Origin of the sequence: Nonomuraea thailandensis (assembly GCF_024172165.1) — a bacterium.
GTDB lineage: Bacteria > Actinomycetota > Actinomycetes > Streptosporangiales > Streptosporangiaceae > Nonomuraea > Nonomuraea thailandensis.
In genome coordinates this window covers 4,746,287-4,768,382 of sequence record NZ_JAMZEB010000002.1, presented here as the reverse complement: position 1 = coordinate 4,768,382, position 22,096 = coordinate 4,746,287, and the positions used below count along the sequence as shown (strand labels likewise).

Here is a 22,096-nt window from a genome sequence, read left to right as displayed (position 1 = left end):
CCATTATGTTGGCAGTGGGGCGAACCGCCACATGATCACGCGCCCGCACCCTTGGTCGGCCGTCGAAGGCGCACGGGTGAAGGTGAACAGCCGCACTCGATGGCGTTCGAGCCTGCATGCGCGCCGTGCCACGCCGCGCGGCGAGTCCCGCGCGCTCGGGCCGGCCCGCTCGCCACCACCGTGGTGCTCGCGCTCCCGCAACAGCTCGGCGCCCAGGTTGTCGCGGGCGTTGAGCACCGCGTACCCGAGCCCGTTCGAGACGCCGAACATCTCGGCGGGCACCCGGGCGACGAGTGCCGAGCCGGGGTCGAGCGCTCGCGTGCCCGAGGGGACGCCGAGGACGATCGGCCACAGCGCCGCGAGGGCGATGCGAGCGGGGCGGGCGATCGGACGGCGGGCGATCGAGCGGCGGGCGACCGGGCGGGACGTGTGGTCCGGAGGGCGGGAGTCGCCGGCCGGGCTCAGCCCGTTGCGGCCGCGCGGGTGGCCGTGATGGTGTCGAAGTCCGGGATGCGCCCGGCGATGGGGCTGCCGGTGAAGTCGCCGATCCAGCCGTCGTCGTCGTGGAAGAAGCGGATGGCGGTGAAGGACGGCCGGGTGCCCATGTCGAACCAGTGCGTGGTGTTCTTCGGCACGCTCAGCAGGTCGCCGGCCTCGCACAGCACCGCGTGCACCTTGTGGTCCACGTGCAGGTAGAAGATGCCGGAGCCGGAGACGAAGTAGCGGACCTCGTCGTCGTCGTGGGTGTGCTCGGCCAGGAACTTGCGCCGGGCGGCCGCGGCCCGCTCGGGCCAGTCGTCGCCGCCGTCGGGGTGGAGCTTCGCGACGTCGACGAAGGTGTAGCCCTCCTCGGCGATGACGCGGTCGATCTCCGCCCTGTAGGCCGCCAGGATCTCCTCCTGGCCCGCGTCCTGCGGCAGACTCTCGACGACCTGCCAGTGGCGCAGGACGACGTCGATGTCCTTGAGCACTGCCGCGATCTCCGCGGCGTCCTCGGTCTCCAGCAGGGTTTCGGGCTGTTCGCTGTCGCTGTACACGGTCAGGTACGTCATGACCGATAATCCTACAATACATGCATGAATTGTGGGATATAGTCCGCCGTGTGAAACCCGCACCACTCCTGGGCGTCGTCGCCCTGCTCGCCCTGGCCGGCTGCTCGCAGGGCGCGCCCGCCACGCCCTCCGCCCCGGCGCCCTCGTCCGCGTCCGCCGCCGCTCCCTCCGTCTCCCCGCCCGCGACGTTCGCCGGCGGGAACGTCCGGATCGCCCTGGTACGTCAGCTCTCGTCGGGCGACTACTTCGAGCAGTGGCTGGCCGGCGCGCAGGCCGAGGCCAAGGCGCTCAACGTGCGGCTCGAGGTCTCCAGCGGCGACGGCAACAACGACAAGCAGGCGCTCAACCTGGAGCAGGCGGTCACGGCGAAGTCCGACGCGATCATCGTGGACCACGGATTCGCCCAGACCGTGCAGCCCGCCATCAAGAAGGCGGTGGCGGCCGAGATTCCGCTCGTCGCGTTCGACGTCGACCCCGGGTCCCCGCAGGCCGTGGCCCTGACCCAGGACGACCACCAGATCGCCGAGCAGGCGCTGGGCGCGCTGAAGACCGACACCGGCGGCTCCGGCGAGGTCCTCTACGTCTACGTCGCCGGCTTCGCCCCGCTGGACCGGCGCGACGAGACCTGGGAGCAGTTCAAGAAGGACAACCCCGGCATCAAGCAGGTCGCCCAGATCGGAGTGGTCAACAGCTCCACCGCCTCGGCGGTGGCTGACCAGGCCAAGGCCGCGTTGCAGGCCAACCCGGGCGTCAAGGCGATCTTCGCGCCGTACGACGAGTTCGCCAAGGGCGCCGCGCTGGCCGTCAAGGAGCTCGGGCTGGCGGACAAGGTCAAGATCTACGGCGCGGACATCTCCACGGCCGACATCGGCGTCATGACCGAGGCCGGCAGCCCGTGGGTGGCGACCTCGGCCACCGACCCGGCCAACGTCGGTCGCGTCGCGGTACGCGCCGCCGCCCTGCTCGTCGCGGGGGAGAACGTCGATCGCGCGTTGTCCGTCCCGCCATCGCTCATCACGCAGCAGGGACTGCGGGACGCCGGGATCACCAGCGTCGAGCAGCTCACGCGGGCCTTCCCGGGTCTCACGACCCCCGACGTGGCGCGCGTGCCCTGGGCGGCGTCGTGACCTTCGCGGTCACCGCCGTCTCCAAGGTGTACGGAGCCACCCGGGCGCTGTCGTCGGTCACGCTGGAGCTGCGGCCGGGGGAGATCCTGGGGCTCATCGGCACGAACGGCGCAGGGAAGTCGACCCTCATCAAGATCCTTTCCGGAGCCACGGCCCCGACGTCGGGGACGCTGTCGTACGAGGGGCGGCCCCTGGCCTTCGCCGGACCGCTCGACGCGCAGGCGGCAGGGGTGCAGACCGTGCACCAGAACATCGACGACGGAGTGGTCCCCGGCGCCAGCGTGGCGGAGAACCTGACACTGGACTCCCCGGCTGGAGGCGGCTGGTTCGTGACCCGCGCCCGGGTCCGCGCCGCCGCGTCCGCGGTGGCCCCCGGCCTGGCGCTGCCGCTGGACGCCCCGGTGGAGAGCCTGCCCGCCAGCGCCCGGCAGCAGATCGTCATCGCCCGCGCCCTGGCCCGCCGGGCGCGGCTGCTGATCCTGGACGAGCCGACCTCGACCCTGTCGGAGGTGGAGGCCGCGGCGCTCGCCGCCCGGGTGAAGGAGGCGGCGTCGCGGGGGGTGTCGGTGCTGTACGTGTCGCACCGGCTGTCGGAGATCGAGGCGCTGTGCGATCGGGTGGCTGTGCTGCGGGACGGCGAACTGGCCGCCACGTTCACGGCGCCCCTCTCTCGTGAGTCCATCGTGATCGCCATGCTCGGCGCGCAGCGCCCGGCGGTCGCCCCGAACGCCCCCGTCGCCCCGAACGCCCCCGTCGCCCCGGAGGCTCCGGTCGCCCCGGAGACCCTGGACGCTACGGACGCTACGGACGCTACGGACGCCGCGGACGCCGCGGTCGCCGAGGGCTCGCCGGAGCGCCGCGAGGTGCTGGTCGCCGAGGAGGTACGGGCCGTGCCTCGGGGGCGGTCGTTCACCCTGCGGGTGCGCGCCGGCGAGGTGCTGGGGGTGACCGGGCTGGTCGGAGCGGGGAAGAGCGAGCTGCTCGAACAGCTCGGCGGCGCCCGGCCGCTGGTGTCGGGGCGGCTGCTGCTCGACGGGGAGCCGTACCGGCCGAGGGATCCGCGTGCGGCGATCGGCAGAGGAGTGGCGTTCGCGCCCGAGGAGCGGGCGGCACAGGCCATCGTGCCGGGCTGGTCCGTGCGGGCGCACGTCACGCTGCCCTGGCTGCGCCGGCACAGCCGGTCCGGGCTGGTGGTGCGGCGGTCGGAGACGGCCGCCGCCCGGCACGTGATCGACCTGTTCGGGGTACGCGGCCCGGGACCTGACGCGCCCGTCGAGGCGTTGTCGGGCGGCAACCAGCAGAAGGTCGTGGTCGGCCGCTGGCTGGCGGGCGATCCGCGGCTGCTGGTGCTCGACGAGCCCTACCGCGGTGTGGACGTGGCCGCCCGGGCGGACATCGGCCGCGTCGTGCGCGAGCGCGCCGGGCAGGCGGCCGTCGTCGTCGCCACCTCAGACCCGCAGGAACTGCACGGCCTGGCCGACCGCGTCCTCGTCCTGTACGAGGGCTCCGCCGTCGGGGAGCTCCCGATCGAGGAGGCGACCCCCGAACGCCTGGCCGCCCTCATGTCCGGCACACCCTCGCAACGCCCTGCCGCGGCCCGCCCACAAGAGCACTCGCCCGAGGGTCCCGGACATCTGTCCGAGGGCTCCGGGCGTCTGGCCGAGTCGACTCACGGAGGCAGCGCATGACCGTCACCGGCGAGGGCCCTGCCGCGGCGCCGTCCTCCCGGCGTGCCGCCTCCTGGGCCGCCGCCGTCGCCTACCGATACGGGCTGCTGGGCGTGCTGGCCGTCATGCTCGTCGTGTTCTCCCTGCTCCGCCCGGCCTTCGCCACCTTCCCCAACGCCCTGATCGTCCTGCAGTCCGTCGCCGTGGTCGGGATCGTCGCGGTCGGCGTCACCGTCTCCATGACGACCGGCGGCTTCGACCTGTCGGCGGGCGCCTGCGTCGGCGCCGTCGTCATGGTGACCGCGCTGACCATGGTCAGGTTCAACCTCACGGGCGGCACCGCCATCGTCGCGGGCCTGCTCACCGGCCTGCTCGTGGCGGCCGTCAACGTGCTGCTCACCGTGGTCGCGAAGGTCCCCGACCTGGTGGCCACACTGGGCACGCTCTTCCTCTTCCAGGGGCTGGCGCTGATCGTGACCGGCGGCCAGTCGGTCGCCCCCGGCATGACGGTGGACGGCGCGCCCGCGCCGGGACGCTACACCGAGGGGTTCGCCTGGCTGGGCGGCGGCACGATCGTGTCGGTGCCGGTCCCCGTGGTGGTGTTCGCGGTGCTCGCCGCCGCCGTGTACGTCCTGCTCAACCACACCCGCTGGGGCCGGGCCCTGTACGCGATCGGCGGCAACCCCGAGGCCGCCCGCCTGGCGGGCATCCGGGTCGCCCGATACCGCGCGCTGGCCTACGCCGTGTCCGGTGTGTGCGCGGCCGTGGCCGGGATCCTGCTGTCGGCCAGGCTCGGCCGGGGCGACGTGGGCGCGGGGGACCCGTACCTGCTGCAGTCGGTGGCGGCGGCGCTGATCGGCTTCGCGGTGCTCGGCGCCAACCGGCCCAACGCGCTCGGGACCGTGGTGGGCGCGCTCTTCATCGGCGTCGTGATCAACGGGCTGACCATGCTGAACGCCCCCTACTACGCCCAGACCTTCGTCCAGGGCGCGCTGCTGGCCGGCGCGCTGGTGACCAGTTACACGCTCAGGAGGATCAGGTGAGCTACGAGCTCCTCACCGTCGAGACCGTCGCCGGCTACGTCGCCACGCGGCCCGCGCTGGCCAGCTTCGGCGCGGTGTCGCAGGTGCGCGAAGTGGGCGACGGCAACCTCAACCTGGTGTTCGTGGCCGTGGCCGAGCGTGGCGGGCTGGTGCTCAAGCAGGCGCTCCCGTACGTCCGCGTGGATCCCACCTGGCCCATCACCCCTGAACGCAACGGCATCGAGGGGCGGGCGCTGCGCGTGCACAACCGGGTGGCGCCCGGCCTGGTGCCGGAGATCTACGACGCCGACCCCGACCGGCACGTCATCGCCATCGAGGACCTGTCGGACCACCGGGTCTGGCGCGGGGCGCTCAACGAGGGGCTGCGCCACGAAGGAGTGGCCGCCGCACTCGGGCGCTACGTCGCCAGGGTCGCGTTCGGCACCTCGGTGTTCGGCCTCGGCGCCAAGGGGCACAAGGCGGCGCTGACCACCGCAACCAACCCCGAGCTGTGCGAGATCACCGAGGACCTGGTCTTCACCGAGCCGTACATCACCCACGAGCACAACCGGATCCTGCCCGCCAACGTGGCGGACGTGGCGGCGTACGCGAACGACCCGGACGTGCGGGCCGCCATCGGCGCGGCCAAGCTCGCGTTCCTGACCCACGCGGAGGCGCTGATCCACGGTGACCTGCACACCGGCTCGGTGCTCGTCCGCGACGGTTCCGCGCGGGCGTTCGACGTCGAGTTCGCCTTCTACGGCCCGGTCGGCTTCGACCTGGGGGCGCTGTGGGGCAACTACGCGCTGGCCGCCGCCCGCGCCGTCGTCCTGGGCGACGACGCGCATGCCGCGTGGGTACTGGCCCAGGCGGAGGAGACCTGGCGGGGGTTCGCCGAGGAGTTCACGCGGTTGTGGCCGGGCCGGGCCGACCCGCGGATCATCGGCCTCGACTCCTGGCTGGCCCAGGTGTACGCCGATGCCGTGCCGTTCGCCGCGGCCAAGGCGGCCCGGCGCGTCATCGGCTTCTCCGCGGTCAGCGACATCGAGTCCCTGCCCGAGGACCTGCGCGTGCGCGCCGTCCGGTCCGTGCTGGCCGGGGCCCGGCTGCTGCTGACCGCGCCGGGGCCGCGGGGCGAGCCGAAACCGCTGTTCGAGCGGGTGGGGCAGGTGCTGGCGGAGACGAGCCGATGAGCGGCCCCCTCGGCGCGGCGGACTTCGACCGCCTCATCGAGGCGGCCAGGCGCGCCGTCGACGCGGCCGGGACCGCACCTCGCGCCCCCGCCACGGCCGAGTACGAGGCCGAGGAGCGGGGCGGCCTGATCCGCGCGACCGCCGTCCTGTCGGCCGACGGTGTGCGCCTGCGCTCACTCGACCTGAACCCCCGGGCCGGGCGGCTGGAGTCGGCCGAGCTGGCCGGGCTGATCGTGCGCACGGTGAACGAGGCGATCGAGGGCGCGGTGAACGAGGCGATCGAGGGCGCGGCCGGCGAGGCGCGGGCCGGATCGGCGGGCCCCGACCTGGCCGCGCTCTCGGCGCAGCTGGGCGAGCTCCAGGACTTCTCCGCCGACCGGTTCGGCCTCTTCGCCGACACCATCACCGACCTGCTCCGGCAACTCGAAAGGCGGATCGACCGATGACCGGATACGAAGTCCGCACGACCGTGCTGCACAACGCGGGAACGGACCTCGGCGGCGTCGCCTCGGACGTGAGCGGAGCGCTCGACGACCTGCTCGCCGCGGTGTCCGCCGACGGGACGATCCCGCAGGACGACGACATCAGCGCCATGATCGCCGTCTCGTACCGGACGATCCAGGAGATCGCGGCCGGCTCGATCGCCGCCGCGGTCACCGCACTGGGCGGGTACGGCGAGGGGCTCACCTCCATGGCGGCCACCTACCGGGGCGCCGACCTGGAGGCCTACCGGGGCGCCGACCTGGAAACCGCCGCCGCGAGCAAGGCGGGCGCGACATGGGCCTGAGCCTGCCCGCACCGCTGTCCGCCCTGCTCAACGAGCTCGGCTACCTCTGGCCGGAGGTGGACGAGGAGTCGCTGCACCGGCTGGCCACCGCCTGGGCCGGGTTCGGCGGCCGGCTCGCCGGCATCACCGGGCAGGCCGACCTCGTCGCCGAGGCCGTGCGGCGCGGCAACGCGGGAGAGGCCGTGGCGGCGTTCCTGACCACCTGGAGGGGGGACGAGGCTCCGCGCACGGCCATCGCGGAAGGCGTGACCGGCGCGCAGGTCGTCGGCGTCTGCCTGGTGGTCTGCGCCGCACTCGTGCTCGCGCTGAAGATCGTGCTGTTCGTGCAGCTCGCCGCGCTGCTGGTCAGGATGCGGCTCGCGGTCGTGGCGGCGCCGGCCACGTCGGGCGGCTCGCTGCTGGCGATCCCGGCGCTCAAGCAGCTCACCGGGGCGCTGGTGAACCTGTCGATGAACCAGGCGGCGCGGGTGCTGGTTGCGTAGGGTGCCCGCGGGGGCGGCCGGGTTCATCGCCCGCCGGGCCGCCAGGTTCTTCCGCGGCGCCAAGCCCGTCCCGCTCGGCAGCCTGGTCAGGGACGCCCGGCGCAGCGGCGGCTTCTCCTGGTCCCCGGCCACCGGCCGGCCTCCCGCCAGGGGATACATGGTGGCCACGACCGGGCGTACGGCCCAATTCCCGGAGAGCATCCTGGACGATCCGGACGTCGCGGCCCGCGCCATCGACCGTTACCTCCGCGACAACAGGGACGTCTTCGAGAACCGCGGGAACATCTACCTCGGCTGCTGGATCGAGGACGGGAAGGTGTGGCTCGAACCGTCGATGAACATCCCCCGCAGGAAGACGGCGATCAAGCTGGCCAGGGAGAGCGACCAGATCGCCATCTACGATGTGAAGACCCGCGACTACATCGGGACAGGAGGCGCCGGTGGCTTTCTCGAGGAGGCGTAAGATCCAGGCCGCGCTGCCGGAGGGCTACTTCGACCTGCCGGAGGAGGAACGCCTCGCCTGGGCGAAGGGCCTGGCCGAAGAGCTGAGGCAGGAGCGCGACAGCCGGGAGGAGGACGAGTAGGCCCCCTCCCGGCGCGACGTCAGGCGGTGGCCAGCGCGTACGCCAGCAGCCACTCCACGCACTCGGTGACGTGCCGGGCGTGCTTGAGGTCGGTGCCCCAGGCGTACAGGCCGTGGTCGGCCACGATGACGGCGGGCGTGCGCGGGTCGTGGGCCGCCTCGAACCGGTCGCCCAGCTCCTCCATGTCCTGGCTGTTGCGGATCACCGGGATGACGACCTCGTCGTCGTGGGCCAGGCGGCCGATGCCCTTGAGCGTCTCCACGTCCCGCAGCAGCACCCCGCCCGGCCAGCGCCGACCGGCCACGACCGCGTTGAGCGCGTGCACGTGCACGATCGCGTCCGCGCCGGTCAGCGCCGCCACGCGGGCGTGCAGCCCGGCCTCGGCCGACGGCCTGAGCGGCTCGACCCCCGCCACGGCGACGGCCTCCCCGCGCGGGCCGACCACGGCCACGTCGGTGGCCAGCAGCTCGCCCTTGTCCAGGCCGCTGGCGGTGACGGCCAGCCGGAGCGGCTCGCGGGAGACCACCTCCGAGATGTTGCCCGAGGTGCCGCGCATCCAGCCGTACCCGGTGAAGCGGGCCGCTTCGACGGCCAGCCGGCCGCCCGCGGCGCGCACCTGCTCGGGCGTGAGCGCGATCTCGATGCTGCTCATGGGTGGATCTCCTCGAAGGTCGTGACGATGGGACGGGGGCCGAAGGGCGCGGCGGCGTTCGGCTCGCCCGGCCGCCGAACGCCGATGGTCCGCCAGCCGGCCGCCGCGGCGGCGTCCAGCTCGGCGGGGACGTCGGACAGGAACAGCAGCCCGGACGGCTCGCCGAGCGTCGCGGCGATCCGCTCGTACGAGGCCGGCTCGCGCTTCGGTCCGGCGTTGACGGTGTCGAACCAGTGAGAGACCAGCACCGACAGGTCCCCGTCCGCGGCGTGGCGGAACCACGGCCGCTGGCCGGCCACCGATCCGGAGGAGAAGACCGCCAGCCGGTGCCCGGCGGCGTGCCAGGCGCGCAGCGCGGGCGGCACGTCGGGGAAGAAGTGGGCGGTCAGCTCGCCGGCCGCGAACCCCTCGGCCCAGATCCGGCCCTGCAACGTCTTGAGCGGGGTGGCCTTGACGTCGCCGTCCATCCACCCGTGCAGCACCTCGACGGCCTCGGCGGTGCCGCCCGCGCCGATCCCGGCCAGGACCGCGCGCACCTCGGGGTCGTCACGATGGGCGTCGAGGTGCGGGCCCAGCCGGGGCCGCGCGTAGGCGTACAGGCCGACGTGCACGGACTGCGTCGAGCTGGTCGTCCCCTCGATGTCGAGCACGATGGTGGTCATCGGGTCAGCACCTCCACGAAGTCGGTCACGAACCTGGGCGCGTCCACGGCGGTGATCACCCTCGTGGGAGGCGCGGGATCGTACGGGAAGGCCGGCGGCAGCCCGTCGTGGGTGCGCATCAGCCGGGCCCGCCACAGGAACCCGTCGCCGCGCACGTTGACGGGCCCGTCGGTCCAGGCGGTCGCGAACGTGCGGTCCAGCAGCACGCCCGCGGCCAGCGGATCGTGCAGCGGGATGATCCGCCGGCCCCACTCGTTCTGGTAGAAGTCCAGGTAGGCGTCCAGGATCCCGGTCGCGAACCGGGCGACCGGCGTGGCGGAGGCCCGCAGGGCGGCGATGGCGCGCTCGTCCAGGATGGTGCCGGCCGTCACGTTCACGCCCACCATGACCAGCTCGCGGCGCGGCGCCGCGAACACCGCCCGTGCCGCCTCCGGGTCGTTGTTGACGTTGGCGTCGATCATCAGCAGGGTGCCCGGCGGGGCGTAGGGGCCGGAACCGCCCATCAAGACGACCGAGCGGTACCTGGTGAACAGCTCGGGGTCCAGGCGCAGGGCCAGCGCCAGGTTCGTGAGCGGGCCGAGGGCCAGCAGGTCCAGCTCGCCCGGCTGCTCGTTCGCCAGCCGTACCAGCAGTTCGGGGCCGGACTCGGCGGTCACCCGCGGCAGCGGCCGGTCGCGGCCGAGGTCGCCCAGGCCGTCCTTGCCGTGCACGTACCCGGCGATGTGCGCGGGGCCGCGCAGCGGCTCGGCCGCGCCCCTGGCCACGGGCACGTCCAGGCCGAGCAGGCCGTTGACGTACCCGATGTTGCGGGTGGCGTCCTCCTCGGTGCAGTTGCCGTACACCGAGGTGAGCGCGACGATCTCGGCGTCGGGCCGGCCCGCCAGGTACAGCAGGGTATGGGCGTCGTCGATGCCGGTGTCGGTGTCGACCACGACGCGTCTCACAGGCTCTCCTTCACTTGGTCGGGCTGGTGGACGCCGCGTTCGGTCACGATGCGGGTCACCAGGTGGGGCGGGGTCACGTCGAAGGCCGGATAGTGGCCGCGCACGCCGACGGCGGCGGTGCGGCGGCCGAGCGTGTGCAGCACCTCGTCGCCGTCGCGCCGCTCGATCACCACGTCGCCGGCGGTCGGCGCCTGCGGGTCGGGCGCGTCGACCAGCGCGTAGAACGGCACGCCGAACGCGCTCGCCGCCAGCGCGACGCCGAGCGTGCCGACCTTGTTGATCACATGGCCGTCCAGCGTCACGCGGTCGGCGGCGGTCAGCGCGACGTCGGCCAGGCCGTCCGACAGCGCGGCGGCGACCATGCCGTCCGTGATGAGCGTCGGCCGGTAGCCCATCTCGACCAGGGTGGCCGCGGTCAGGCGGGCTCCCTGAAGGTAGGGCCGGGTCTCGGTGCAGACGAACTCCAGCCGTTTGCCCGCCGCCTGCGCCGCTCGTACGGTGCCGATGAGGTAGGCGTCGGCCCAGCAGTGCGTGAGCACGCGGGTGCCGTCGGCCAGCAGCGAGGCGGCGTGCCCGCCGAGCGCGGCGCTGCGGGCGCGATACCCGTCGTCGTGCGCCCGCGCCGCGGCCTCGACCGCCACGACCAGCTCGTCCCCTGCCAGCCCGGCTCCGGCCGTCGCCGACAGGACGGCGTGCACCGCGTCCCTGATGTGGTTGTTCGTCGGCCGGGTGGCGACCAGGCGCGCTCCCACGGCGCGCAGCCGCTCGGCCGCCCGGTCCGGCGGCTCGTGCCGGGCCTCGCGCGCCCCCAGCACCATGCCCGCCGTCGCCGCGAACAACGGCCCGGAGCTCTGCGTCACCATCCGCTCGATGGCGACCGCCACGTCCTCGCTGGTCGCGCAGCGCACCCAGCTCACCTCGAACGGGTAGACGCGGCGATCGAGGATCTCCACGGCGTCTCCCGCGAACCGCACGGAATCGGCCAGTACGGGACCGGTCATGCCGGTGTCTCCTTCCGTCGTGCCGCCCCCACGACGACGAGGGCCAGCAGCGTGATCAGGTACGGGGCCGCGTCGGCGGCCTGCTGCGGGAGCCCCAGCCCCTGCAACCGGAACCCCAGCGCCTCCGCGGCCCCGAACAGCAGGCAGGCCCCCAGGCCCTGCCACGGCCGGGCGCCGGCGAGCATGACCGCGACCACGGCCACCCACCCGCGCCCCGCGCTCATCCCCTCGCTGAACAGCGTCACGTTGCCCAGCGCGAGCTGCGCCCCGCCGAGCCCGCACAGCGCGCCGGCGCCCAGCACCGCCGCGTGCCGGTAGAGCGGCACCCGCAGCCCGATCGACTCGGCCGCCTCCGCGTGCTGCCCGATGCCGCGCAGCCGCAGCCCGGAACGGGCCCGGCCGAGCCACCAGGCCATGGCGGCCACCAGCAGGAACGCCGGCGGCACCAGCGGCGACTGCGAGCCCGCCACGGGCACGTCGAGCCCGAGCGCGGCCAGCGTCGGCAGCCCCGCGAGGTCCGGGGCGCCGAACGTGCCGCCGCTGCCGAAGATCCGCCGCATGAGGAACGCGGTCAGCCCGAGCGCCAGCAGGTTCGTGCCGACGGCCACCACGACCGGGTCGGCGCGGAACGTCACCGCCGGGACCGACAACAGCACGGCGTACAGGGTGGTGCACAGCACCGCGCCCGCCACGCCCAGCCAGGCGCTGCCCGTCAGATGGCTGAACAGCACCGCCGTGAACGCGCCCCACAGGAGCTGGCCCTCCAGCGCCATGTTGAAGACGCCCGACACCGAGCAGAGCAGGCCGCCCAGGGCCGCCAGCACGACGGGCGCGGTGGCGGTCAGCACCGCCGCCAGGAACGTCGTCACGCCTGCCTCCTCGGCGACCGGGCCCTCGCGACCGCCGCCACCGCGACGATCACGATGATCAGGCCCTGCACGATCTGCGTGAGCTGGCTCGGCACGCCGGCCTCCCGCTCCATCCCCTGGCCGCCGGCCTGCACAATGGTCAGCAACGCCACCGCCGCGGGCACCGCCAGGGGACGGCCCGCCGCCAGCAGCACCGCCGCGATCGCGGTGAAGGTGTAGCCGGGCGCGGTCAGCGCGCCGTCCACGAACCGGTAGGGGGCGCCCAGCACGATCAGTCCGCCCACCAGCCCGCCGAACGCGCCACCCGCCGCCAGGGTCAGCGCGGCCAGCCGGTTCACCCGAACGCCGCCGTACCGGGCGAACTCGCGGTTGGCGCCGAGGGCGCGGATCTCGTACCCCGGGACCGTGCGGGCGTCGGCGAACAGCCACAGCACCGCCAGGACGGCCACCAGGGGCAGCCCGATCGTCAGGTACGTGCTGCCGCCGAGCGCCGGCAGGCGGGCAGCGTCCGGAAGGAGCGGCGTCTGCGCCAGGCCCGTCCCCTGCTCGGCCAGCGGGAAGCGGGCCAGGTAGGAGGCGAGCGACACCGCGGGCGCGCTCAGCAGCAGCGTGCTGACGATGGCGGGGACGCCCAGCCGGGTGCGCAGGGGCGCGGACAGGGCGGCGAGCAGCGCGCCCGCCAGCACCGCACCGGCCAGCGGGACGGCGAACGACCCCGCGCCCCCCGTGGACAGGGCCAGCGCGGCGGCCGTGATGCCGCCCAGCGCGAGCTGGCCGTCGCCGCCCAGGTTGAACTCGCCCGCACGGAGGGGGATCGCGAACGCCGCGGCCATGCCGAGGGTGGGGACGTAGGCGGCCAGGGTGTATTCGAGGTTGCCGTCCAGGAGCGCGCCGCGCAGGAGGGCGGGGTAGGCGAGGGCCGGATCGACGCCGACGGCGAGCATGACGAGCGTGGTCAGCAGGAGCGCGCCCACCAGCGAGACGGCGGCGGGCGCGCCCGCGATCCGCCGGGCGACGGCACGCGCGCGCACGCCGGCGGGCGGAGCTCCAGGCGTGGCGGGCGGAACGCCGGGCGTGGAGGGCGAGTCGCCCGGCCGGAGGGAGATCATCCGGTGCTCTCCCCGGCCGGTTCCCGGACGGCCGCTGCCGCGCCGGTCATCGCGGCGCCGAGCCGCTCGTCCGTGGCTCGCGTCACCGGGAGGGCGGCGGTCAGGCGGCCCTCGAACATGACCAGCACCCGGTCGGCGAGCGCCCGCAGCTCGGACAGCTCGCTGGACAGCAGCAGCACCGCCCGCCCGGCGTCGCGGGCGGCGGCGAGCAGGGCATGGATCTGCTCCTGGGCGCCCACGTCCACACCCTGCGTGGGCTCCTCCACCACCAGCACGGGCGTGTCCCTGGACAGTTCCCTGGCCAGCACCGCCTTCTGGGCGTTGCCGCCGGACAACTGCGCGATCGGCGCCCGCACGGAGGCGGCCCTGATCGAGAACCGCTCGACCAGGGCGGTCGCCCGGCGGCGGACCCCGCCCGGGTCGAGGAGGAAGCCGTGCTGGTCTCCCATCAGCAGGTTGTCGGCCAGCGACAGGTCAGGAGCGGTGGCGCGCCCCGCACGGTCGCCGGGAACGTAGGCCACGCGCCGTTCCCTGGAGCCGCCCACGGGCCGCCCGTCGAGGAGCACCGCGCCGGAGTGCGGGCGCCGGAGCCCGGTCACGGCGTCCACGAGCTCGCGCTGCCCGCTGCCCGCGACGCCCGCGATGCCGACGATCTCGCCGGGCCGCACCCCGAACGACACCCCGGCGACGGCGGCCACGCCGTCACGGTCGCGGACGTGCAGGTCGCGCACCTCCAGCCGGTACGGGCCGGCCGGCTTCGCGGACGCGGCGGCCGGCGCCGGGGCTGTGTCCGACTCCGTAACGGCGGCCGGTGCCGGGGCTGTGGCCGCGTCCGTAACGGCGGACGGGGCTGCGGCCGGCTCGGCAACGGTGGCCGGAGCGGTGGCGAGCGAGCGGCCGATCATCGCGCGGACCAGGTCGTCGGCCGACGTGCCCGCTGTCGGGAACCGTCCCGTCACCCGGCCGCCCCTCAGCACCGTGACCCGGTCCCCGGCGGCCAGCACCTCGTTGAGCTTGTGCGTCACCAGCAGTACGGAAACCCCTTCACCGGCCAGCTCCCGCACCATCCGGAACAGCCCGGCGGCCTCCCCCGGAGTGAGCACGGCGGTGGGCTCGTCGAGGATCAGCACCTCGGCCCGCCGGTACAGGGCCTTGAGGATCTCCACCCGCTGACGCGTTCCGACGGGCAGGTCGCCGGCGCGGGCTCCGGGGTCCACGCCGAGCCCGTACCGCTCGGCCAGGTCAGCGACCGAGCGGCGGGCGGCGGCGCGGTCGAGTACGCCACGCCGCATCGGTTCGGCGCCGATGACCACGTTCTCGGCCACGCTCAGCCCGGGGAACAGCCGGAAGCGCTGGTGGACCATGCCGAGCCCGTGCGCGATCGCGTCAGCGGGGGAGCGCAGCCGCATGTGCGTTCCGGCACGCAGGATGTGCCCGGCGTCGGGCCGGTGCAGGCCGTACAGGATCGACATGAGGGTGGACTTGCCGGCGCCGTTCTCGCCCACGACGGCGTGCACCTCGCCGCGCTCCACGGCCAGGTCGACGCCGTCGTTGGCGGTCACGCCGCCGAAGCGCTTGGTGATGCCGACCAGTTCGACGGCGGGGACGCTGACGCGGCCCGGCCCGCCGCCGGGAACGCTCGTGCGGCCCGGCGGCTCGACGGCGGGCACGTTCATCCGGCCAGCGGGTCGGCGACGGTGACGCGACCGGCCACGATGTCGTCGCGGACCTGCTTGACCTTGGCGACCACGTCGGAGCTGCCCGCGACCGTGCAGCCGGACGAGGCGAGGTCGTCGCCGAGCGCGTTGACGCCGACGCCGCCCTCCTTCAGCCCGTACACCTTGACGCCGCCCGCCCTGCCGGCGGCGATGTCCTTGATGGCGGCGCTCTCGGCGACGTCGACGTGCTTGAGCACGTTGTCGATGACGTTGCCGGGGCTCTGGGCACACTGGTTGACGTCCACGCCGAACGACTTGGCCTTCGCCGCGGCCACGGCCTCGAAGACGCCCTGGTTGCCGGCCGACGCGGCGGCGGCCACGATGTCGGCGCCCTGCCCGGTGAGCGTCTGGGCCTGCGACTTGGCCCGCGCCGGGTCGCTGAACGGGTTGCTGCCGCCGACGTAGAGCGGCGTGCCGGTGACCTCGGGCCTGACGGACTTGGCCCCGGCGAAGAACGGTTCGATCCAGCGGTGCACGAACGGCGAGTCGATCGCCGCCACGACGCCGAGCTTGCCGCTCTCGCTCAGCAGCCCGGCCTCGACGCCCGCGAGGTAGGCGGCCTCGTGCTCCTTGAAGGACACGCAGGTCAGGTTGGCCGCCTGCTCCTTGGCGCAGGAGTCGACCTGGAGGAACTGCCGGTCCGGATGCTGCCGGGGAACGGTGGCGAACAGGTCGTCGAACGAGAAGCTGACCCCGACGATCACGGTGGGCTTCGCCCTGACGGCGGCGTCGAGGTTCTGGGCGATGCTGGTCGGGTCCTTGCTCTCGTACAGCTTGAACGAGGCGCCGATCTCCTTGGCCGCCGCCTCCGCGCCCTTGACGCTGAGCTGGAGGAAACTGTTGGTCCCCACCGGGTTGGGCGTGATGAGGATGACCGACTTGCCGGTGGGGGCGGAGGCGGCCGGCCGGCCGGTCCCGCCACACGCGGTCAGCGTGAGGGCGGCGGTGGCCAGGATGGCCGCAGGAGGGATGGTGCGCATGCGAGCGAGAATAACATGCATATTAGGTAGGAAAAGTCGCATTCTCTCGCGTCGTCCATGGGTCCGCCCGCCGCGAGGTCCGGCGCACGGGTCCCGAATCCCAACAAAACCTATGGAAATAATAGGAAAATCCGGCGATGCTGCCGGAGATGTGCCATAGTCCCGGCCATGAGCTTGGACGAGATGCGCCCGATGAGCGCTCGTGCCCACTCTCCGATGACGGCCGCCATCTCGACCGCGCGCTGGATCAGGTCCGCCGCCGTGGACGACGGGCACGGGAGGCACTGGCGGGCCAATCCCGACCGGCACGGCCGGTCGGCGCTGCGGCCACGGCCGCACTCCCTGTACTCGGGAGCGGCCGGGGTCGTGCTGTTCTTCCTGGAGCTGGCCGCCGCGACGGGGCACGGGGGGTACCTGGAGGACGCGCGGCACGGCGCGCGATGGCTGGCGGCCACCTGGCGGCGGGAGGACGACCTGACCCTGCACCACGGGGTGACCGGCACGATGATCGCGCTGATGGAGGCCGGCTGGGTGCTCGAGGATGATCGGCTCGACGCCGAGGCGGCGGCCATCGCCGACCTGATCGTTGAGAGCGGCCGCACCCGCGTGGACGGTTTCGGCTGGACGTTCGACCCCGCCCAGCGCGGCGACGGCGGCATCGTGCTGGGCCTGCTGCGCGCCGCCGCCCGGTTCGGCGAGCCCGCGTACGAGGCCGCGGCCGTCAGCGCCGGCCTGCGCATCGCCGGGCTGCCCGTGCCCGGTCACCGGCACGGCGGCCTCGACGGCCTGCCCTCCGACGCGATCACTCCCGGCTTCCTGACCGGCTCGGCCGGGATCGCCTTCCTCCTGGCCCGCCTGCACGGGGTGACCGGAGACGAGCGCTTCCTGCGCGCCGCTCGCAGCGGAGCCCGCTTCGTGCGCGAGGTGAGCGTGACGGGCGACGGCCGGGCCCTGGTCCCGCATCACGTGCCGCAGTCCGGGGAGCTGTACTACGCGGGCTTCTGCTCGGGCGCGGCCGGGGTGGCCAGGATGTTCTACGAGCTGCACCGGGTGACCGGCGACCCCGGCGACCTCGACTGGGTGGAGCGCCTCGCCCGTGGCGTGGTCGACAGCTCCGCCCCGCCGCGCCGGACGCCGGGCTACTGGAACTCGGCCTGCCAGTGCTGCGGCACGGCCGGCCTGGTGGAGCTGTTCGTGGGGTTGTGGGCGGTCACGGGGCGCGCCTCCTGCCTGGAGTTCGCCCGCACTCTCGCCGCCGACCTGGTGGCCAGGGCCGACGACCACGACGGGCGCGGCTACCGCTGGTATCAGGCCTATCGCCGGGTGCGGCCCGGGGAGGTGAGCGCGGACACCGGCTACATGACCGGCGCCGCGGGCATAGGGGCGGCCCTGCTGCACCTGGACGCGGCCGGGCAGCCCGATCGGGCGCGCAGGGTGCTGCTCCTGCCCGACAATCCCTTTCCCGCACTCCCTATTCCATGTATATCCAGTAGGGATAATTGACTATAGGGAGAGTGCCGTGTAACGTCATGATCATGAGTCACTGCCTCCCGCTGGTCACCCGCGCGTACGTGGACTTCGGCCGCGTCGCCAGCGCCCGGTGTCACTGATCACCTCCGGAACGCAAGGCGCCGGACGCCCCTGAGAAGGCCGCCGGTGAGGTGAGGACACGGACTCATGCGGGGAGGGCGCGCGGTGGGCGCGATCGTGGTGATCGGCGCGGGACCGGCCGGGACGTGCGTGGTGGACAGGATCTGCGCCCACGCTCCACGACCGGGCAACGGGCACGCGGTGGAGATCCACGTGGTGGACTCCGGGGCGCCCGGGCCGGAACGAGCGAGCGACGCCGCTCCGGCGGGCGGGCGGGCCGTGCACGACGCGCCACGCGGCGTCCGCGTGCACGTCCATCATGACCGGGCGGTCGGGCTCAGCGAGTCGGCGGGCAGGCAGCTCGTGCGGCTTCTGGGAGGCGGGACCCTGGGGGCGGACGCCGTGGTGCTGGCACAGAGCCGCCCCGGCGTCCCGCTCGGGCCGGCGGAGCGCGAAGAGGCGCTCTTCGCCGCCCGGCACGGGCTGCTCCACCTGCCCAGCGGGTCAGATCAGAAGCACCTGGAGAACGTGCCCGCAGGCGAGCCGGTGCTGGTGCGGGGCGCGGGACGCGCGTTCATCGACCTGCTGGCGCCGCTCACCGTCGGGCGCGGCGGCCGTTTCACCCGGGGACGCCGCGGCGAGCCGGTCTACCTGCCCGGCGGCTTCGAACCCTTCCTGTACGCGGGCTCGCGGCGCGGCGTGCCCCACCACGCCCGTCCCGGGTACCGCCTGGCCGGCGAGGCTCGGACACGGCGGTTCCCGTGCGAGGGCGACGCGCGGCAGGCGACGGCCAAGGAGCTGGCGTACGCCTACTACCAGGAGCTGTTCACCGCCCACCCGTCCCGCACGAGGACGACGTGGGCGGCGTTCGAGCCCGCCTTCGCCCGCGCCGAGCCGGGCGGCAAGGAGATGCGCGCCCTGGTGACCAAGTCCGTGCCGCGCTTCGCCGACCGGCTCCACCTGGACCGGCTGGAGCGGCCGCTGCACGGCATGCGCTTCGGTGACCTGCCCGGGCTGCAGCGGTGGATGCACGGCTACCTCGCGGCGGACCTGGAGCGGCGGGCCGACCCCGCCTTCAGCCCCGACCTGGCGCTGGTCCGCGCGCTGCAGGACGCGCGTTCCCGCATGGCGGGCGATCCGTGGTTCGACGGGCTGTCCGGCCTGCTGGCCGACGGCCCGTCCCTGGACCGCCAGGCCGAGCTGCACGCCCTGGCCAGGGCGGGGATCGTCACCTTCATCGGCGCCGAGCCGCGCGTCGAGCAGGACGACGGCGGCTGGCGGGCGAGCAGCCCCACCGTTCCCGGCGTGACGAGGGCGCGGACGCTCATGGAGGCGCGGCCCCGCCCCGCGCCGGCCGGGAGCGCCGATCCGCTGATCGCCGGCCTGTTCGCCCGGGGCGAGTGCCGTGAAGCGGCCGGCCTGCTGGACGTGCGCCCGGCCGACGGGCGGCTGATCACGGGGGACGGCTCCGTGCACGGCCGCCGCTTCGCCCTGGGCTCCCTGGTCGCGGGCGGTACGGCAAACGACGGCCCGGCGACGCTGCTGTGCCGGGCCGACGCGGTGGCGCGAGCCGTGCTGTCCCAGGTGTCCAGGGCGCCGGCGCACGCGGCGGCCTGACACGGCGCCCTTCAACAGAACGCGATCCCGCCACCGTGGAGACGAGCACCTGGTGACCCCACGGCTGCCCCGCGGCGGCGGCAGGCCGGGATCACCGGGTTCGCGCCACCAGCTCGCCGATCTCGGGAAGCACGGCGTCCGCGACCGTGATCTTCCGCTGGACGAGCCCGTTGGCGTGGAACAGGTCGGCGGCGTGCTGCTGCTCGGCGACGAACTCCTCGCTGACCGGGTGCAGCCCCCACGGGCGGGTGCGCAGCGCGTGCTCCCAAGCGTCGAGGTCGCCGTCGAACAGGGCCGCGGCCTCGCGCGGGTGCTGCTCCGTCCAGCGATCCGCCCGCTGCAGCGCGGCGACGATCCCGGCCAGCTCCTCCGGCCGCTCCCGCGCGAAGTCACGGCGGGTGAACCAGAGCGAGCGGTGGCTGAACAGGCCGTCGGTCTCCACCAGCGTGCGGGTGCGCGACTCGACCGGCGTCAGGTACGGGTAGGAGCCCACCCAGGCGTCCACCTCGCCGTTCACCAGCAGCTCGGCGGCGTTGCCGTAGGCGTCCACGGGGACGATGTCGCCCCACCCGAGCCCCTCGCGCTCCAGGGCCAGCAACAGCAGCGTGGTCTGCCAGGAGCCGTGCCCGAGCGCCACCCGCCTGCCCTTCAGCTCCGCCACCGACCCGATCGGGGAGTCGTCCCGCACCACCAGGCGGCCGTTCTCGACCCGCGGCTCCGAGATCGCCACGTACACGATGTCGTGACCCTTGGCCTGGGCGGTGACCGGGGGAGTGGAGCCGGTGCCGATGAAGTCGTACCCGCCGTCGAACAGGTGATCGCCGTGCGCGGACGGCAGGGCCCGCGCGGGATCGACGCGCTCGCCCCGGCCGAGGGTGTTCAGGTCCACCCACTCGGCGCCGGGCAGCAGGTCGCGGTGGCGGGCCACCCAGAGCGTGTTGTTCTGCGGGAAGAAGCCGACCTTGGCGGTCATGAGGTACGTCCTTTCAGTAGCGGCAAAACGTGGCGGCCCACGCGGCGGGCCTCTTCGAGGTGGGGGATCCCGGCCAGGATGAAGGCGTCCACACCCAGGTCCAGGAGCTGGTCGAGGCGTCCGGCGACCTGGTGGTAGTCGCCGACCAGGCCGAAGGCGGGGCCGTCGCGCAACTGGCCGAACCCGCCCCACACGTTGGGAGCGACCTCCAGGGCGCGAGGGTCGTCACCGGCTCCGGAGAGAAAGGCGCGGCTGCGTCGCACACCGACGGAGTCGCCCTGGCTGACGTCGTTCCCGCGCGGCCTGGCCTGCCAGCCCTGCTCGATCTCCGCCCACGCCTCCTCCTCGCTCTCCCTGGCGAGCAGGTCCACCCGCACGGCGAAGCGGGGCGGTGTGGCGCTGTGCGCGCGCACGGCGTCGAACTTCTCGGCCAGGGCCTCGAAGGGCTCCAGCCACGACAGGTAGTGGTCGGCGTGCCGGCCGGCGGCGTCGATGGCGGCGGGGGAGGAGCCGGAGAAGAAGATCTCGGGGAAGGGCTGCCCGGCCAGTTCCTCCGGCAGCCCCGCGTTCTCCACCCGGTAGAAGCGGCCGTGGTGGGTGTGCCCGCCGTGCCAGACGCCCTTGAGCACGTCCAGGAACTCCGAGGTCCGCGCGTAGCGGTCGTCGTGGTCCACCTTGTCGCCCCACCAGAGCTGGGCCGGACCGCCTCCGCCGGAGATGACGTTGTAGACGATCCGGCCGCCGGTGGCCCGCTGGAGCGTGGCCGTCATTCTCGCGGCCTGTACGGGGTGCAGGAATCCCGGCTGGAAGGCGATCATGAACCGGTACGAGGTGGTCTCGCGGGCCAGCGTCGCGGCGGCGGCCCACGGGTCGTCGGTGTGCGGGAAGTTCGGCAGCAGCCCGCCGACGAAGCCGCTCTCCTCGGCGGCTCTGGCGACCTCGGCCATGTAGTCGGCGTGGCTGTAGCCGTCGTCCCGGCCGTCCCTGATGCCGGGCGCGGTGCCGCCGGGGGCGAAACCGCCGCGGCTGCGGACGCGGCGGCGCAGCGAGGGCTGGTCGCCCTCCATGTGGATGCGCCAGTAGATGTCAACGGTCAAGAGCCCGCTCCTTCACGTGCTCGCCGAGGCGGTAGACGTCGTCGGTCCGGAGGAAGAACTCGGTGACCCCGAGCGCGGCGTACCCGTCGGCGGCGTCGATCGAGGACAGGTGCACGCCGTAGCGCAGGCCCGGCAGTTCGGGGATGAGCGCGGCCAGGTCGTCGCCGGGTGCGAAGACGTGCACGTCGGCGTGGCGGCGCGACAGCTCCAGAGCCTCGGGCGAGGTGCCCGTCAGGTGCACCTCGGGGAAGGGCGAGGACGACAGCGGTGCGCCGAAGCCGCCCGCGGCGACCTCGTAGAAGTCGCCCCCGAAGCCGAACGGGCCGCCGTCCCAGACGCCCTTGGCCACGGTCAGGAACTCGTCGGCGCGGGCGAGCCGGGCGGCGCCGGTCAGGAAGTCGCCCTGCGCCCTGGCCACGGCCGGATCCATGTCCACGGCGAGCCGCCAGCCGAGCCGTCCGGCGGCGAACCGCTGCAGGGACGCCGACAGCTTGGCCGCGTAGACCGGGGTGGCCACGGCCGGGTGGAACTCGGCGACGACACGCAGGTGGCGGGTGCGGCGCAGGGCGTCGGCGGCGACGGTGAGCGACTCCTGCCCGTCCGGGTCGAAGGGCACGAGCGCGCCCGCCCACCCGGACAGGTCCGCGGCCACGGCGGCCCGCCCGGCGGGGTCGGCGAGCACCGGCCGCACGTCGGTGACGAACGCGGGCAGCTCGGTGGCGGCCGGGCTCCTGGTGGGCAGCACCACGTGAAAGCGCGCGCTGCTGTGCGCCGTCATGCCGCGGCCACCGGATCGGTGGCGCGGGCCGGCTCGGGATGGGCGGTGTCCCCGCGCAGCAGGGCCTCGGCGGGCAGGTCGCGAAGGCGCGGGACAGTGCTGGGCCGGACCAGCCGGCCTGCCGGGTGGTCGAGCGGGAGCGCGGTGCGGGAGGCGGACGATGGGCTGCCGGAGATGAGCAGGACGGGCATG

The 22,096-nt window shown here is 74.1% G+C and carries 25 protein-coding genes; 11 read left to right on the top strand and 14 right to left on the bottom strand.

The window, feature by feature from the left end:
* Positions 1–3: 3 nt before the first annotated feature.
* Together HD597_RS25495 and HD597_RS25490 are read right to left on the bottom strand one after the other, a co-directional pair.
* The gene (locus tag HD597_RS25495; protein ID WP_253745238.1) at positions 4–282 is read right to left on the bottom strand and encodes a hypothetical protein; all 279 of its coding nucleotides are present in this window, start codon (positions 280–282) and stop codon (positions 4–6) included.
* Between the two features lie 179 nt (positions 283–461).
* Entirely contained in the window at positions 462–1,052 is a 591-nt protein-coding gene (locus HD597_RS25490; protein WP_253745237.1) for a 1,2-dihydroxy-3-keto-5-methylthiopentene dioxygenase, read from the bottom strand.
* A gap of 50 nt (positions 1,053–1,102) precedes the next feature.
* Between HD597_RS25490 and HD597_RS25485 the strand changes: the two genes are divergently transcribed.
* From HD597_RS25485 to HD597_RS25445, 9 genes are read left to right on the top strand one after another with little or no spacing between them, the layout of a single operon-like run.
* Entirely contained in the window at positions 1,103–2,179 is a 1,077-nt protein-coding gene (locus HD597_RS25485; RefSeq protein WP_253745236.1) for a substrate-binding domain-containing protein, read from the top strand.
* Positions 2,176–3,867, top strand: a complete 1,692-nt coding sequence (locus tag HD597_RS25480; protein WP_253745235.1) for a sugar ABC transporter ATP-binding protein — start codon at positions 2,176–2,178, stop codon at positions 3,865–3,867. The genes HD597_RS25485 and HD597_RS25480 overlap by 4 nt, the downstream gene beginning before the upstream one ends.
* Positions 3,864–4,889 carry an ABC transporter permease gene (locus HD597_RS25475; protein WP_253745234.1) on the top strand — a complete coding sequence of 342 codons (1,026 nt, stop codon included), beginning with the start codon at positions 3,864–3,866 and terminating at the stop codon, positions 4,887–4,889. The genes HD597_RS25480 and HD597_RS25475 overlap by 4 nt, the downstream gene beginning before the upstream one ends.
* The gene (gene mtnK / locus HD597_RS25470) at positions 4,886–6,061 is read left to right on the top strand and encodes an S-methyl-5-thioribose kinase (protein WP_253745233.1); all 1,176 of its coding nucleotides are present in this window, start codon (positions 4,886–4,888) and stop codon (positions 6,059–6,061) included. Before HD597_RS25475 ends, mtnK begins: the two co-directional genes overlap by 4 nt.
* Complete coding sequence (locus tag HD597_RS25465) at positions 6,058–6,507, top strand: YbaB/EbfC family nucleoid-associated protein (RefSeq protein WP_253745232.1); 450 nt, start codon at positions 6,058–6,060, stop codon at positions 6,505–6,507. The genes mtnK and HD597_RS25465 overlap by 4 nt, the downstream gene beginning before the upstream one ends.
* Positions 6,504–6,848 carry a hypothetical protein gene (locus HD597_RS25460; RefSeq protein ID WP_253745231.1) on the top strand — a complete coding sequence of 115 codons (345 nt, stop codon included), beginning with the start codon at positions 6,504–6,506 and terminating at the stop codon, positions 6,846–6,848. The genes HD597_RS25465 and HD597_RS25460 overlap by 4 nt, the downstream gene beginning before the upstream one ends.
* The gene (locus HD597_RS25455; RefSeq protein ID WP_253745230.1) at positions 6,839–7,330 is read left to right on the top strand and encodes a WXG100-like domain-containing protein; all 492 of its coding nucleotides are present in this window, start codon (positions 6,839–6,841) and stop codon (positions 7,328–7,330) included. Before HD597_RS25460 ends, HD597_RS25455 begins: the two co-directional genes overlap by 10 nt.
* Complete coding sequence (locus HD597_RS25450) at positions 7,323–7,793, top strand: hypothetical protein (RefSeq protein WP_253745229.1); 471 nt, start codon at positions 7,323–7,325, stop codon at positions 7,791–7,793. Before HD597_RS25455 ends, HD597_RS25450 begins: the two co-directional genes overlap by 8 nt.
* Entirely contained in the window at positions 7,771–7,914 is a 144-nt protein-coding gene (locus tag HD597_RS25445) for a hypothetical protein (protein WP_253745228.1), read from the top strand. Before HD597_RS25450 ends, HD597_RS25445 begins: the two co-directional genes overlap by 23 nt.
* A 19-nt stretch (positions 7,915–7,933) precedes the next feature.
* Here the strand turns inward: HD597_RS25445 and mtnB are convergent, their stop codons facing one another.
* Genes mtnB through HD597_RS25405 form a run of 8 tightly spaced genes read right to left on the bottom strand, consistent with a single transcriptional unit; the run spans position 7,934 to position 15,849 of the window.
* Positions 7,934–8,566 (bottom strand): methylthioribulose 1-phosphate dehydratase, encoded by a 633-nt coding sequence (gene mtnB, locus HD597_RS25440; protein ID WP_253745227.1) that lies wholly within the window; start codon positions 8,564–8,566, stop codon positions 7,934–7,936.
* On the bottom strand, positions 8,563–9,228 hold the full coding sequence (gene mtnC / locus HD597_RS25435) for an acireductone synthase (protein ID WP_253745226.1): 666 nt from the start codon (positions 9,226–9,228) through the stop codon (positions 8,563–8,565). The genes mtnB and mtnC overlap by 4 nt, the downstream gene beginning before the upstream one ends.
* Positions 9,225–10,172, bottom strand: coding sequence for a nucleoside hydrolase (locus tag HD597_RS25430; protein ID WP_253745225.1), 948 nt, complete (start codon positions 10,170–10,172; stop codon positions 9,225–9,227). Before HD597_RS25430 ends, mtnC begins: the two co-directional genes overlap by 4 nt.
* Entirely contained in the window at positions 10,169–11,173 is a 1,005-nt protein-coding gene (locus tag HD597_RS25425) for a s-methyl-5-thioribose-1-phosphate isomerase (RefSeq protein WP_253745224.1), read from the bottom strand. Before HD597_RS25425 ends, HD597_RS25430 begins: the two co-directional genes overlap by 4 nt.
* The gene (locus HD597_RS25420; RefSeq protein WP_253745223.1) at positions 11,170–12,042 is read right to left on the bottom strand and encodes an ABC transporter permease; all 873 of its coding nucleotides are present in this window, start codon (positions 12,040–12,042) and stop codon (positions 11,170–11,172) included. Before HD597_RS25420 ends, HD597_RS25425 begins: the two co-directional genes overlap by 4 nt.
* Complete coding sequence (locus HD597_RS25415; RefSeq protein ID WP_253745222.1) at positions 12,039–13,151, bottom strand: ABC transporter permease; 1,113 nt, start codon at positions 13,149–13,151, stop codon at positions 12,039–12,041. The genes HD597_RS25420 and HD597_RS25415 overlap by 4 nt, the downstream gene beginning before the upstream one ends.
* Positions 13,148–14,827: an ABC transporter ATP-binding protein gene (locus tag HD597_RS25410; RefSeq protein ID WP_253745221.1), complete on the bottom strand. Its 1,680-nt coding sequence runs from the start codon at positions 14,825–14,827 to the stop codon at positions 13,148–13,150. The genes HD597_RS25415 and HD597_RS25410 overlap by 4 nt, the downstream gene beginning before the upstream one ends.
* Positions 14,824–15,849 (bottom strand): BMP family ABC transporter substrate-binding protein, encoded by a 1,026-nt coding sequence (locus tag HD597_RS25405; RefSeq protein WP_253745220.1) that lies wholly within the window; start codon positions 15,847–15,849, stop codon positions 14,824–14,826. The genes HD597_RS25410 and HD597_RS25405 overlap by 4 nt, the downstream gene beginning before the upstream one ends.
* Positions 15,850–16,017: 168 nt before the next feature.
* On the opposite strand from HD597_RS25405, the gene HD597_RS25400 reads away from it, so the two are divergent.
* Both HD597_RS25400 and HD597_RS25395 read left to right on the top strand, forming a co-directional pair.
* The gene (locus HD597_RS25400; protein WP_253745219.1) at positions 16,018–17,352 is read left to right on the top strand and encodes a lanthionine synthetase LanC family protein; all 1,335 of its coding nucleotides are present in this window, start codon (positions 16,018–16,020) and stop codon (positions 17,350–17,352) included.
* Positions 17,353–17,526: 174 nt separating this feature from the next.
* Positions 17,527–19,056: an FAD/NAD(P)-binding protein gene (locus tag HD597_RS25395; protein ID WP_253745218.1), complete on the top strand. Its 1,530-nt coding sequence runs from the start codon at positions 17,527–17,529 to the stop codon at positions 19,054–19,056.
* A gap of 91 nt (positions 19,057–19,147) precedes the next feature.
* Here the strand turns inward: HD597_RS25395 and HD597_RS25390 are convergent, their stop codons facing one another.
* From HD597_RS25390 to HD597_RS25375, 4 genes are read right to left on the bottom strand one after another with little or no spacing between them, the layout of a single operon-like run.
* Positions 19,148–20,029, bottom strand: coding sequence for an ABC transporter substrate-binding protein (locus HD597_RS25390; RefSeq protein ID WP_253745217.1), 882 nt, complete (start codon positions 20,027–20,029; stop codon positions 19,148–19,150).
* Positions 20,026–21,126 (bottom strand): LLM class flavin-dependent oxidoreductase, encoded by a 1,101-nt coding sequence (locus tag HD597_RS25385; RefSeq protein WP_253745216.1) that lies wholly within the window; start codon positions 21,124–21,126, stop codon positions 20,026–20,028. The genes HD597_RS25390 and HD597_RS25385 overlap by 4 nt, the downstream gene beginning before the upstream one ends.
* Positions 21,116–21,904 carry an LLM class flavin-dependent oxidoreductase gene (locus HD597_RS25380; protein WP_253745215.1) on the bottom strand — a complete coding sequence of 263 codons (789 nt, stop codon included), beginning with the start codon at positions 21,902–21,904 and terminating at the stop codon, positions 21,116–21,118. Before HD597_RS25380 ends, HD597_RS25385 begins: the two co-directional genes overlap by 11 nt.
* Positions 21,901–22,095 (bottom strand): hypothetical protein, encoded by a 195-nt coding sequence (locus tag HD597_RS25375; protein ID WP_253745214.1) that lies wholly within the window; start codon positions 22,093–22,095, stop codon positions 21,901–21,903. Before HD597_RS25375 ends, HD597_RS25380 begins: the two co-directional genes overlap by 4 nt.
* Position 22,096 lies beyond the last annotated feature (1 nt).